A 14,535-nucleotide genomic window follows, 5' to 3' on the forward strand; every position below is an offset into this window, starting at 1 on the left:
ATGTGGTATTAAAATCGTATTTTTGCATTAGAGCTCCACCCGGAGTGTGTTATTGTTTTAGATAAATTATGAGCGAAGAAAATCAGGACAAATCGAATTATTCAGCGGATAATATACAGGTTTTAGAGGGTTTAGAGGCCGTACGTAAAAGGCCTTCGATGTACATAGGTGATACAGGCGTAAAAGGCCTTCACCACTTGGTTTACGAAGTTGTAGATAACTCCATAGATGAGGCCCTCGCCGGTTATTGCGACACCATCAACGTTACTATTCATAAGGGAAACTCCATTACGGTTGTGGATAACGGCCGCGGGATCCCCACAGGTATCAATACCAAGGAGCAAAAATCAGCCCTTGAAATTGTAATGACGGTGCTGCACGCCGGAGGTAAATTTGATAAGGATACTTACAAAGTATCGGGTGGTTTGCACGGTGTAGGGGTAAGTTGCGTAAACGCACTATCTATCCACTTGAAAACGGTAGTTTACCGCGAAGGCAAAATTTTTACGCAGGAGTACGAACGTGGTAAGCCGCTGTTCCCGGTAAAAGAAATCGGTGTATCTGACAAAACAGGTACTACCCAAACTTTCCAACCGGATTCGGAAATTTTTACGACCACTACCGAGTACAAATTTGAGACACTGGCTACCCGTTTACGTGAGCTGGCTTTCTTAAATAAAGGCATCCGATTAACACTTACAGATGAGCGCGAGCCTAACGAAGATGGTACTTTCCCGATGGAAGAATTCTTCTCTGAAGGTGGTTTAAAGGAATTTGTAAAATACCTGGATGGTACCCGTGTAGCGATCATCCCCGAGCCGATTTACCTGGAGGGTGTTAAAAACGGCATCCCCGTTGAACTTGCTTTGCAATACAATGATACCTACACCGAGAACGTGCACTCGTATGTAAACAATATTAACACCATTGAAGGCGGTACCCACGTTGCCGGTTTCAGGATGGGCCTAACCCGTACTTTAAAGGCTTATGCCGATAAGGAAGGTTTGCTGAAGAATGTGAAAATCGATATTACCGGTGACGACTTCCGTGAAGGATTGACCGCTGTTATCTCGGTAAAAGTTCAGGAGCCGCAGTTTGAAGGCCAAACCAAAACCAAACTGGGTAACAGCGAGGTGAGCGGTGCAGTTAACATTGCAGTAGGCGAAATCTTAGGCAATTACCTGGAAGAAAATCCCAGGGAGGCTAAGATGATTGTTCAGAAGGTGATCTTAGCAGCCACAGCACGCGCGGCGGCCCGTAAGGCGCGCGAGATGGTACAGCGTAAGAGCGTAATGAGTGGTTCCGGATTACCGGGCAAGCTATCTGATTGTGCCAACAACGACCCTGCTTTATGCGAATTATACCTGGTAGAGGGTGACTCGGCGGGTGGTACAGCTAAACAAGGCCGTAACCGCGAATTCCAGGCGATACTACCCTTACGTGGTAAAATCCTGAACGTGGAGAAAGCTATGGAGCATAAGATTTACGAGAACGAGGAAATAAAGAACATGTTTACCGGCCTGGGTGTAAGCATAGGCACTGCGGAAGATGCCAAGGCACTTAATATGGCGAAACTTCGCTACCATAAAATTGTGGTAATGACGGATGCGGACGTGGATGGATCGCACATTACAACGCTGATCTTAACGTTCTTCTTCCGTTATATGAAGGAACTGATTGAGTACGGCTACATTTACATTGCATCGCCACCGCTTTACCAGGTTAAAAAAGGTAAAGAGTTTGAATACTGCTGGAATGATGAGCAACGCGATACGGCTGTACAACGCCTTAAAGGTGCCGGTAAGGAAGATAGCGTTCATATACAACGTTACAAAGGTTTGGGTGAAATGAACGCTGAACAATTATGGGATACCACCATGAACCCGGCTAACCGTACCCTTAAAAAAGTTAGTATAGAAAACGCCGCCGAGTGCGACCATACTTTCAGTATGCTGATGGGTGATGAAGTTGCCCCACGCCGCGAGTTTATTGAGAAAAATGCTAAATACGCACGTATCGATATATAAGCAATATCCAGATGTTGTGAAATTTGTTATTGGCCCCGTTCGTTGAGCGGGGCTTTTTTGTGGGGTTGGGTTTGACTTTAGTGATTAGGTAGATTTGCTTTGACTCTTTGAATTAGCATATTTCACCCATCCCGGAATTTCGTTCAATTCGATATCAGGTGTATCGCTTCCAACCTTACTTCAATATCAGCACCTGTTTCCCAAAGTCAATCACCGCTTTGTATCTCATTAATATATCACTGCCAATCACCCCTAACACTTCGGGATGGCCCAACTGCCTGTAAGCAATATTGATGGAGGATAGGTCAAGCACGGCCACTTCCAGTTCGGGAATTAGCAAGCTACCAATCCATACATTGTTTAACAATGCAGTGGCGGACTGCATACTATTGGTTCCCAATCCGGTAGAGAGGCGTTCGCTGGCAATGATATCAGTAGCTTCATTTGCAGCCAGCAACAATTGACGATCGAAGGCCGTACGCGAGGCACCCGTATCCAGCACCACTTTAAATGGCTTGTTAAAAAGTTGAATATCCAGCAGGGGATGATAGCCATCATCATGCAGATCTATCATTTGCAGCGGTACGGTGATCTTAGCCATCAGATTATGCTGTTGCAACAGACTTTATACTTTAATCAATATTTCACTAAATCACTAACTCATTTATTGATTAAAACGGATACCCAATAGCAATATTCAAAATTGCATTATTAAAGCTAGGGCTAACCGAGCGAGATGCACCGTTGTTTGAGTATGGGACTAATACCGGGAAACCCAGATCGGTACGCAGCACCAATACCGTTGCGTCAAAACGCAAACCAAAGCCCACGTCGGCAGCTAATTGCTGGTAAAATTTAGGCCCGAAAGTACCGCCCGCCTGGTGTGTCTTGGCGTTCCAAACGTTACCGGCATCGGTAAACAAAGCACCGTAAACAATACTGAATAATTTCACCCGGTATTCTAAATTAGCTTCCAGTTTTATATCGCCCGACTGATCTGCAATAAAACCGCCATTCAGTGCAGTTGCATCAACACTGCCCGGCCCGATTGACCTGGCACGGAAACCTCTTAAACTATTCGGGCCGCCGATGAAGAACTGTTGGCTGTATGGCAGAATAGTTGAATTACCATAAGGCAATCCCAGCCCTACCAGGAACCGTGCTGCAAACTTGCTGCCCAGGCCCAGCTTATGGAAAAAGCGGATCTCATTTTCAAGCTTTAGATATTGATTAAATGGTGTTCCGAATAAAGTTTTGACTTTTCCACCTAAGGTATCGGCACCGGTAACCAGCCCATAAATATTGTTGGATAAGCTCAATTTACCACGATAGAAAAGGCTGTTGGTACGATAATCTTCGGTAGTATTGTCATAGGTATAAGCGTAGCTTGGTCCCCATGTAAATTGCGGATCAATAACGTGTTTTAGTGCAGGATTCCGATTATTAGGATTGTTAATACTGTCAGTATAAAGCGGACTTACGTTCCTGGGCTTAGTATATGTAATCTCCAGCAAGTTAAGTTCATTCAGTTTATGTACATTGGTTTTAAAACTGTAGCCAAATGATCCGCTGAATGAGTTGAGTGAATATAATTTACTCCGTACAACCGAAGTGTAGTTTAGCGTGAGCGTAGTCCTTGGGATATAGGCATTATCCGATTTGAAATTGAACGGACTAATGATTCTCGGCCAGGAAAGCGATGGCTGGATCCCGTACTGAAACACATTGAAGCCACCCGCTGTACCACCAACCTGCACATCAGTACTGGCAAATAAGGTAACGGTTAGTAATTCTCCACCTTTAAAGGCATTACGGTTTCTCCAGCTTAGGTTTACCTGTGATCCGGTGTAGCTTGCGGATGAGGTACGGCCCAATAGTTCCAGCTGTAAGGATTTCTTTTTGTAGGGAGTAAGGAAATAATAAACGTCCAGTTTCGGAGAATCTGGCGTTACATCTTCAAATTTATTTTTTACGTATTGGTACGGGCCCAGGTTAATAAATCTGTTGAGTGAGTTGTTATGCGTTGTGCGGCTGTAAGTATCGTTAGGGTGCAGCAATACGGTGTTGGCGAAAATATAAGGCTTAACCGTTTTGCGCGGATCAACAATGTTGTACCACCGGTAAAACTCCGACTGATTTAACTTTAGAGTAGTGTCACGCAAAGAGTAGTTTGGGTAAACGTAAATGTTTCTTACAGAATAAATATCCCGTGCGCGAGATGGTGTTTCTGGCTTTATCCGTACCGTTAAGTCAACCTGGTGAGTTGCAACCGTACTATCTACCCTTATAATCAGTTGCTCTGGTGCGAAGTAAAAAAAACCTTTTTCTTTCAACCTGGCATCTATTCTGATCCGTTCGGATTTGATTACATCCAGGTTGTATTTGTCGCCGGTTTTTAATAGCGTTTGTTTCTTCGTGCCCAGCACTGCGGTATCCAGGCTATTATCTGTAGCTAATGGGAAGGTAATGTTGCGGATAGTGTAAGACGGACCTGCATTAACCGTGAATTCGGCACGGGCTGTCCTGTCTTTACCTATCGTATCACCACTTACTGTTGATTGAAAATAACTCTCGTTTTGCAGGCGGTTCTGCATAATATTGCTGTTCTTGGCCAAATCAACCTGGCTTACAAATACAGGCGGTTCGCCAAACTTGCTGAAGAATTTTTGGATAAAACCCTTGCGCGCTTTGGTTTTGTAATAGAACCAAAGTTTTGCTCTCAGCCCCAATATAGATGAATTAGGAGCAGGGCGAACCAGCGCATTCATTTCCGCGCTTATCGCTTTCGCATCGCTTTTCTTAATATCCTTATCCACCACTTTAACCGAGCTGCCTGTATACAATTTCTCGTTTTGAGGGATGTATTTGGTAGTGCTGCAAGCGGTTAAAAATGCGGTAATAAATAGTAAATATTTTAGTCGTTTTATCATTGCAAAGTTGTGGTCTGAGTTTTAGCGCGTTCGTCTTTATCCTGTTGTTGCGAAGCTTTTTCTTTTTCGTCTTTTAATTTTTGTTCTTGCTGGTAGCGTTTGCGCATAGCCCGTTCTTCGGGGCTGCGTTTACGGAAAACTTCGCGGAAGCGATTATAGTCTACCGTGAGCGTAAAGGCCAGCCCCGTTTCTACCACCTGCCCTTGTATTACGATATATTCATCTTTTCGATATGCGCGGATAGCAAAGCGGCCGTCTTTTGTGAGTTTGTAATTCACTGACAGATTGCCCGCAATGTTAGAGGTTTTTTGCCCTGCCTGTGCACCTTCCAGGTTAAAGTTATTACCTACAGATACGGTAAGCCTGTCGTTAAGGAATCGTTTGGAAAGTCCTACATTCAGGTCTGTCCGGTTTTGGGCCGTGCCGGTAGAATAGTCCTGCCCTGAAGTTAAGCCGAAGTTTAAATCTACCCCGGTTATCAGGCTGCCCGCCAAATTATTCAATTGGTCGGTGAGCAAGCCACTAACGCTGCTCCGGATAGCACCTTCTACACCAGCGCTGCCGCCTTGGCTTTGTAACGGGTTATCACCAATAAAGTGGCCCAATGCCAATACGCCCAGCACCTGTTTGTTCATCTCATTAGGATCCTGCCTTATCTGCGATAGGCGCGTATTTACTATGGTAGTAACATCGCTGGAAACGTTGTAATTACTATCCGGCAGTACGATATCAAAACTGATATCAGGTTTCATTAATTCATTCTTTAAGTTCAGATTAACGTTGAACGGCAACTTTTGCTTGTACAACCCGGAGTTTGAATCCGAAAGCTGATTAGCAACCAAATCGATAGGAGGGACGTTGGCTACGTAAACCGCAGTCAGGTCAATGTTAGCACTGGTTGGGTCGCCCGTCCAGGTGATAGTACTGCCTTGTTTAAAGTTGAATTTACGGCTAATGGTGGCGTATGATAAATTGTACGAGCCCTGGTTAACCACATAGGTTCCAGTGAGGCTTGTCTTCCCGCTTGGGTCGATACCACCGCTAAGGTGGGCTTCGCCTTTCAGATGCACGATGTCACCGTTGCGCTCATCCACTACAATATTGAAGTTGGCATTCTTATCCACGTTTACAGTAGCAGTCACATCCAAGCCGGTCAATTCAGATTTTTTTAACGAATCAAGTTGTTTGGCCAGCAGCATCGAGTCCATTTTCGGTGCATCCTTATCTATAAACTCCACTACGCCTTTCCGGTCTTCTACACCGGGGTCAGCAGTAGGTATCACGATGGTCAGATCAGTTTGCTTGTTAACGGTAAGGTTAGCATCAACCACCGGCTTTACCATATCCCCGCGAATTTTCACATTGGCATCCATAAACAGCTTACCATAAAATAACTGGTTATCGGCTTTTGTGGAGTTGATCACCCGGAAATTATTCATCCGGATATCCATCCCGAATTTAAAGTCGGTATATGTTTTTGTATAAACAGATCCGGTTACGATAGCCTTATTGCCGGTAGAATCTACCAGGGTAAAGTCGTTAAAGCGAATGCCTTCATCATTAAAGGTGATGCTCTCCTGCGGCATTGTAAAATAGGAGTTCAGCATGGATACATTGAAGGCAGCTTTGTTGAAGTTTATATTTCCCCGTACCGCCGGTGCAGTTGTGGTTCCAGTTACTTTAAGGGCACCGGTAATGTTACCACTTGCATTGCGAATGCTGCCGAAGCTGAAGCCTTCAATACTCTTCATATTCAGGTTTACAATATTCAGGTTAAGATCAAAGCGACTTTCTGGCAAGGTATAATACATACCGTTCAAATCCACCTGATTGCCTTTACCGGTAATATTCATCTGCGCGGCGTAGGCATTGGCTGTTTGGTTATTCACCTTCAGCGCAATATTGCCTACTGTGTCTCCCTTAAAACTAAAGTCGATAACATTTATAGCAGCTTCAAATACCGGCGATTTTTGGAAGTTACTCACCACCGCGTTACCATTGATTGTGCCGCCAACCTGCAGGGTATCCTGCTTGGCCATTTTGGTAAGTGTTTCTATTTTGAAGTTCTTAAAATCAACCGTAATAGGCGAATTGAATTCACCTGAATTACTGTTAATGCTCAGTACCTGGTTACTATTAGTTAGGCTAAAGCTTCGGGCTAAAACACCTTTATTGCCATACAGTAAAGCGTTATTTGGATTAACCGCCCATGGCATATAATCCAGCATTACGCCATCCTGCAAAAAGCTGAACTGGTAAACGTCTGGAGTAACACTAAAGGTACCGGCTACGCGGTAACGTTCTTTTTTGGCCGCATCGCGCACTTGCAAACTAATGCCCAGCTGGTTGTTTTGGGCACTGCCGGTAATGCTAGGGTAAAGAATATCCAGTGATGAGCCCACCTTGGCTTCATCAAGGGTAAGGCTATAGTTAAGCGCGTTATTGCCCGTATTAATAGCCAGTTTACCGTTGTTAATCGTGTTGGTGCCGTAGATTACTTTGGGTATGGATGCGTTAACTACCAGTTCGCCACTGGTACTGTTAAACCGGCCGTTCAATAATACCGGGTCCAATTGTTTCAAATCAGGAACGAATTTCTCAACCAGTGGTGTCTTCACCAGGCGCGCATCGAATGTAAACTGTTGCGGTGAGTACTTCGTTTTTGCTACCGGGGTTTTACTTACCAATGCGGTATTGTAATATTTATTGATCACATCGGTAACTGCGGGCGCTATTTCCGTCAATTTATATTTGCCACCCAGGTGCGCGTAGAACATCGGGGTCTTTAGACGTAAGCTGCTGCTATCTGCATTGGCTGTAGAGATCAGGCTTACGGTATCCAGGTTAATTCGGGTGCCCGCATTGTTTACCAGCAATTCTGTAGCCAGGATGTTGGCGTTTAAATAATCCGGATCGGCGGTTGGTACATCTGCCATTATCTTGCCGTGGAAACGCATTACTGTTTTAGTAAAGCCAAGCTTCTGCAGGTCTATGCTATCCACCATCAGCGTAGCATTAACCGCCGGATATTTCTTGTTCATATTAGCTTTGGCATCCAAACTAAAGTTAATGTTAGGGTCTATCATCCGGGCATTAGCCACATAACTACCGTTACGCGCTGTTCCTTTGACCACAAGGTTTTTATAATTATACCCCTTAACGTAAGCGCTGGCCACGTTGCCGTTGAACTTTAGGCTGGCAGTCTTAGGATCGAGCCCGGCGCCGCTGATGTTAGCCGTCATGCTAACCATTCCCACCATTTGCGGCTGTTTGGTTAAGGCCCCAACATTAAGATTGTTGGCCTTTACGTTGGCGGTATAGGTCTCGCTGCCTTTGCGGGCACCACTCTTCAAGGCAGCCACTAAATCAACCGCGCCATAGCTGCTGCGCAGGTTCATTTTGGTGCTAAAGTTTTTCATGGTTCCCTTAAAGGTCCCTTTCAGATCCATGTTTTCGGGGATACTCACATTTGGCGGGATGGTACCTTTGGGTACCAGGCGCAAAATATCACTCCTGCTGGTGCGGAAGTCGTTTATGTTAAGATCGATGTAAGCTTTATTCACATCTGGTAATCCTTTAGCAACTGCAGATGCTTTAACGTAGGTATTGCCGAAGCCGCTCAGCTCCAGGCTGGGTATGCGCAGATTGGCAACGGTTCCGTTTACACGGCCATTGATCTTTAAAACGGTATTTGGGGATGATTTAAATGGCTCCATAGATGCCATTGTTGGCATCAGCAGTAAAATATCTTTTAAACTTAATTTGCTGCCATCCAGGTTTGCATTAATGCTTAATGCGCCCAGGTTTTTAGTGAGCGATTCGATAGAAGGGTAACCAACAACCAGCTCTTTTTGAATAACCGATTGCGGGGTCTCCAAAAGCAAGTCTTTCAGATAAGCTCCCTTAGCACCATAAAAGAAATTGGTGTGGAAGGAATTGATCTTTAAGCCGCTTTTCTCATTAAAAGTAAAAGTGTTTACCCGGCCAGAAAGGCTATCCGGATTATATTTCAGGTTCTCTATATCAGTATTAAGGTTTTGGATGTGCATATGCGCAAAATCCAGACCGCGTTTAACAGGAGCCTGTGCGTCATTATCAAACTTAATATCGTCATTAACCAGTTTAATAGTACCGAGAGCAGCCGTCCAACCTTTTGCTGTTTGTTTTGCTGATACTAGTGTATCAAGTTTTTTAACGGCCTGTACGGCAGCTTTCACCACTGTTTTAGGCTTGGCAAAAGTAAGGGCAGCCTTCGTATCATCCAGGTTGATAGATTTAACCCCCACAAACTGGTTCTTTAAGTCAATCTTATCCATGTTCACCAGGAACTTGCCCAGGTCAACTTTGGCACTCATCTCATTGCTGCGATAATCAACTTTCACCTTATCTACATTGATCTCTCCGAGGCTTAGATCCATGTTTAATGGTTTCACCGCAGTGTCAACGGCAGCTGTTTGCGCTATGGAGGAACCCGCCAGAGTTTGAATGATACGCGCGTTGACACCACTCAAGTTAATCTTAGGGATAGTGAATTTCATCTTATCCAAGTCGAAATCCTTTATCCGTGTATCAAAATGGCCCAACAGGAATTTCACATCGTTACCAGTAGTGGCATCTTTGTAGGCCACATTAATCTTGTCTAATATGATCTTATCTACCGAGAATTGCATGGCAGCAGCGGTGTCAGTTGGTTTCGGCTCTTTCTTCTGCTCACCTGCGAAGGCTTTGATAATGTAATCAAAGTTGAAAAGGCTATCCGGACCACGGCTGATCTTGGCGGTAATTCCTTCCAGGTTAATCTCGTTGATCTCTACCTTATTTTTCAATAGTTTGAGCAGGGTGATATCAACCTTAAGTTTTTCACCGGCAATAAGTGTATCTTTTTTCTGATCCTCAAAATAAACGTTTTCCAGCACCAACAGCTTCGGCAGGCCAAGGCTGATATGACCGATCTCCACCTTAGTGTGAATTTTATTCTGAAGAAAAGTAACCGCTTTATCCTTTGCAAAATTCTGCACGGCGGGTACCTGTATTAAAATAACTACAAGCAATATCAAAAAAATGACACTTGCAATTATCCAAAGTATTGTTTTGAGGGCTATACGTCCAAATCGTTCCAAATTTGTAAAGGTTAAGAGTTACTACCTGTAGTTGTACATTTAATATGCTAAGTGCTTCCGAATACAGGGCTAAACACCCTGCTATAGCTAATGTTTGCAGAATTGACCGGAAATGCACAGAAATATTCGATAGCTGCAGCTATGTATTAATTTATTTTTACCGAAAAAGTATGCCACAGATTTTAAATGAACAATGTAATGTAAAATAATGGCTGTGGAAATCTAATAATTGTTTTTGTTGGCCACCGTTTTTGTTTTTTGGTAAATTTGTAAGCTACACGATTTAGAGAGACAGATTCATTATGCCCGATTTTTCGCACTTACACGTTCATACCCAATTTTCTTTACTTGATGGGGCAGCCGATATTACAAAGCTCTATAAAAAGGCCGCTGCGGATGGAATGAAAGCCCTGGCGATAACCGATCATGGTAACATGTTCGGCGCGTTTAAATTTGTGGCCGAAGCGGGTAAACACGGTATTAAACCGATTGTTGGCTGCGAGTTTTACGTAGTAGACGACAGACATAAAAAGCAATTTACCAAAGAAAAGAAAGATAAACGTTATCACCAGCTTATGCTGGCGAAGAATGCGGAAGGTTACCAAAACCTCATTAAACTCTGTTCATTAGGCTATATAGAGGGCCTGTACAGTAAGTGGCCCCGGATAGATAAGGAACTGATCTTGAAGTATCATAAAGGTATCATTGCTACTACTTGCTGCCTGGGCGCATCTGTTCCACAGGCTATTTTGCGCGATGGCGAAGCTGCTGCAGAAATTGAATTTAAATGGTGGCTGGATTTATTCGGTGAGGATTTTTACATCGAAATGCAGCGGCACGACATCCCCGACCAGGACATTGTAAATATTGTGTTAGCCAAATTTGCCAAGAAATACAACGTTAAGGTGATCTGCTCCAACGATTCACATTACGTGGATCAGCAGGATTCCAACGCACATGATATTTTGCTTTGCGTAAATACCGGCGATTTGCAGAGCACCCCCATTGCTACCGATGAAGAAGGTGGCAAGGGATATCGTTTTGGTTTTACCAACGATCAGTTTTATTTCAAGACCAAGGACGAAATGGGCAAGGTGTTTCATGACATGCCCGAGTCATTGGATAATACCCAGGAAATTGTAGATAAGGTGGATGTGCTGAAGCTTAAACGCGACATCCTGCTGCCTAACTACGTTATCCCGCCCGAATTCAAGATCCATAGTGATATGACACCGGATGCGGATACCCTTAACCAATGGGAGTATCTCAAGCACCTCACCTTTAAAGGCGCCAAGGAACGTTACATAGATATCAGCCCGGAAGCCGAGGAGCGCATCAATTTCGAGCTTTTTACCATCCGCACAATGGGTTTTGCCGGTTACTTTTTAATCGTGGCCGATTTCATCCGCGCCGGGCGTGATATGGGGGTATTTATTGGTCCGGGCCGTGGTTCCGCTGCAGGGTCGGTAGTGGCCTATTGTACGGGTATCACCAATATCGATCCGCTGAAGTATAATCTCCTGTTCGAGCGTTTCCTTAACCCCGATCGTAAATCGATGCCCGATATTGATACGGACTTTGATGATGCCGGCCGCCAGAAGGTAATCGACTATGTGGTTGATAAATACGGTAAAAACCAGGTGGCGCAAATCATCACTTACGGCTCAATGGCTGCCCGTACCAGCATACAGGATGTGGGCCGCGTATTGGATATGCCCTTATCTGATGTAAATGCGTTGAAAAAACTGGTGCCGGATACGTTGGGAATTAACCTGAAGACAGCTATTGAACAGGTGCCCGAATTGCAAGCGATCTATAAATCAACTGATTTGAAAGGTATTGTGCTGCGCGAAGCAGAAAAGCTGGAAGGGTCTGTGCGTAATACAGGTGTGCATGCGGCGGGGATAATTATCGCCCCTTATGATTTAACGGAGATTGTACCGGTGGCAACCGCTAAGGACTCTGATTTGCTGGTTACCCAGTATGACGGTAGGGTAATTGAGGATGCCGGGGTAATTAAGATGGACTTTTTGGGCCTGAAAACCCTGACCATTATAAAGGATGCCTTGCGGATGATCAAGCTGAATCATGACGTAACCATCGATATAGATTATATACCGCTCGACGACCAGAAGACCTATGAACTTTATCAGCGTGGGGATACCAACGGTACATTCCAGTTTGAAAGCGATGGCATGCAAATGTACCTGCGCGATCTGAAGCCAGATAAATTCGAGGATCTGATTGCCATGAACGCGCTTTATCGCCCGGGCCCAATTGAGTATATCCCAAACTTTATCAAGCGTAAGCATGGCCAGGAACCAATTGTATTCGATTTGGCAGATATGGAAGAATACCTGGGCGAAACCTATGGTATTACGGTTTACCAGGAGCAGGTGATGCTTCTTTCGCAAAAATTAGCAGGCTTTAGTAAAGGAGATGCCGACGTTTTGCGGAAAGCGATGGGTAAAAAGCAGATCGAGATCCTCAATAAAATGGAGTCGCAGTTTATGGATGGGGCGATTGCAAAGGGGCATGCTAAAGATAAGCTTACCAAGATCTGGAACGACTGGAAGGCTTTCGCCCAGTATGCCTTCAATAAATCGCACTCAACCTGTTATGCTTTCGTGGCGTATCAAACGGCCTTTTTAAAAGCGCATTATCCGGCAGAATATATGTCGGCAGTATTGAATAACCAGAACAACATGGAGAAGATCACCTTCTTTATGGAAGAATGCCGCCGTATGGGCCTGGAAGTTCTTGGGCCGGATGTTAACGAAAGTGCCCTGGCTTTTGCGGCCAGTAAAAAAGGCGTAATCCGTTTTGGATTGGCGGGTGTTAAAGGTGTAGGTGAAAAAGCAGTTGAAAGTATTATTGAGGAGCGTAACGAACGTGGTCCTTACCAAAGTGTTTATGATTTTGCACAGCGATCAAACACAAGGTCGGTGAACCGGAAATCATACGAGAACCTGGTTTATGGCGGTGCATTTGATGAGTTTGGCTTAAACCGTGCACAGTTCTTCGCCAAAACCGAAAACGGCTTGCTTACAGGCGTAGAGCGGCTAATTAAATACAGTAACGATTATCAGAACACAAAAAATAGTTCACAGTCTTCCCTGTTTGGGGGCTCGGTGGCGTCCTATATTCCTGAGCCAACCATGCCCGAGGCAGACGAGTGGCCGCTGATAGAAAAACTGAAGTACGAGAAGGATGTGATCGGCATTTATCTTACCGGCCATCCGCTGGATAATTACAAACTGGAGCTGGAAAAATATTGTAATACTACCATTAGCGAGTTGAAAGATGTTCAAAAAGCGCGCTCGGGCGAGGGCGGTGAAGAGGTAATGGCTAACCTGGCCAACCTGCGCAAACGCGGGGAGATCTGTATAGGTGGTCTGGTGGGTAATGTACAGCATAAAATGACCAAAATGGGTAAGCCGTTTGGCACCTTTGTGCTGGAAGATTACAATGAATCTTACGAGTTTGCATTTTTTGGGGAGGACTACGTGAAGTTCCGTAACCTGATGGTAGATGGGTATTTTCTGCACATTAAAGGTCTGATAGAGGAAAAATACAGACAAAAAGATAACTGGGATATCAAAGTAACGGTGATGTCTTTGCTCTCCGAGATGCGGGACAGGCTTACCAAATCTATCACCGTTAGCTTGGATGTAAAGGCGCTGAATAATCAGCTGGTGGATAGCCTGCTGCAATTGGTTAGCACCAATAACGAAAAGTACCCGGCCAAGAGTTGTTCGCTTAAATTCAAGATCAATGATGGGGAAGATTCAATGTATGTGAACCTTTCGTCCAAATCGCACAAGGTAAGCCCTACAGATGATCTGATGGCAGAGATCTATACATTAACTAATGTGGCGGCGGTGTTGGCTTAGGAGAGGGTGTGAACTATTTTATGCTATTCAGCAGAATTAGTATTTGCTTGTCTGTAATATTTGCCTGTTCGGATTTGTCGAATATGGCGAGCAGATAAATAACGTCCTCGTCATTGTTTATTACTGATGTGAGTAACTATCCTGGCACCACCGCTTTTGCCTTTGTTCTTGCTGGTTATCGAAAAGCGTAGTTTATAGCATGAGTTGCCTAAAGATAGGCCAGACCTAGGATTTTCTAGTAATTGCGTCTTTAGTTTTAATAAATCTGATTTTAGCGATTTGTACTTTTTACTTAATCGTTTAATGTCCTTTTCAAAACTCGCAACGGCTTTTATCCTATAATTCATTTATCAGATCATCAAAATCATTGGCTTCGGCGTTGCCTGATTTTACCTCATTTAATTCTTTAACCGCCTCTTTAATTTTTGATATTAGTTCGTTTTTCGAGTCGATTTTTTTTACCGATACGCCTAATTCTTTCAATAATATCCTAACTGCTTTTTCTTTTTTGTCGGGTATGGAAATTTGGAGTGTAGTCATTGGAATTCGCTTTTAACAAATATGA

Annotated in this window: 6 protein-coding genes and 1 pseudogene; 2 read left to right on the forward strand and 5 right to left on the reverse strand. The window is 44.2% G+C overall.

What is annotated here, in order from left to right; all coding sequences use genetic code 11:
• Positions 1 to 68 precede the first annotated feature (68 nt).
• Complete coding sequence (gene gyrB / locus A0256_10160) at positions 69 to 2,027, forward strand: DNA topoisomerase IV subunit B (GenBank protein ID AMR31759.1); 1,959 nt, start codon at positions 69 to 71, stop codon at positions 2,025 to 2,027.
• Between the two features lie 175 nt (positions 2,028 to 2,202).
• Here gyrB and A0256_10165 read toward each other — a convergent pair whose 3' ends face one another.
• From A0256_10165 to A0256_10175, 3 genes are all read right to left on the reverse strand, one after another.
• Positions 2,203 to 2,628 (reverse strand): clan AA aspartic protease, encoded by a 426-nt coding sequence (locus tag A0256_10165; GenBank protein ID AMR31760.1) that lies wholly within the window; start codon positions 2,626 to 2,628, stop codon positions 2,203 to 2,205.
• A 70-nt stretch (positions 2,629 to 2,698) separates the two neighbouring features.
• Positions 2,699 to 4,957, reverse strand: coding sequence for a hypothetical protein (locus A0256_10170; GenBank protein ID AMR31761.1), 2,259 nt, complete (start codon positions 4,955 to 4,957; stop codon positions 2,699 to 2,701).
• Positions 4,954 to 10,077 carry a hypothetical protein gene (locus A0256_10175; protein AMR31762.1) on the reverse strand — a complete coding sequence of 1,708 codons (5,124 nt, stop codon included), beginning with the start codon at positions 10,075 to 10,077 and terminating at the stop codon, positions 4,954 to 4,956. The genes A0256_10170 and A0256_10175 overlap by 4 nt, the downstream gene beginning before the upstream one ends.
• Before the next feature lie 302 nt (positions 10,078 to 10,379).
• On the opposite strand from A0256_10175, the gene A0256_10180 reads away from it, so the two are divergent.
• The gene (locus A0256_10180) at positions 10,380 to 13,970 is read left to right on the forward strand and encodes a DNA polymerase III subunit alpha (protein ID AMR31763.1); all 3,591 of its coding nucleotides are present in this window, start codon (positions 10,380 to 10,382) and stop codon (positions 13,968 to 13,970) included.
• A 13-nt stretch (positions 13,971 to 13,983) separates the two neighbouring features.
• Here the strand turns inward: A0256_10180 and A0256_10185 are convergent.
• Together A0256_10185 and A0256_10190 are read right to left on the reverse strand one after the other, a co-directional pair.
• A pseudogene (locus tag A0256_10185) lies at positions 13,984 to 14,317 on the reverse strand (hypothetical protein).
• Positions 14,307 to 14,510 (reverse strand): hypothetical protein, encoded by a 204-nt coding sequence (locus tag A0256_10190; GenBank protein AMR31764.1) that lies wholly within the window; start codon positions 14,508 to 14,510, stop codon positions 14,307 to 14,309. The pseudogene A0256_10185 and the gene A0256_10190 overlap by 11 nt, the downstream one beginning before the upstream one ends.
• Positions 14,511 to 14,535: the final 25 nt, after the last annotated feature.

This window comes from Mucilaginibacter sp. PAMC 26640 (genome assembly GCA_001596135.1).
In the GTDB taxonomy this organism is placed as follows: domain Bacteria; phylum Bacteroidota; class Bacteroidia; order Sphingobacteriales; family Sphingobacteriaceae; genus Mucilaginibacter.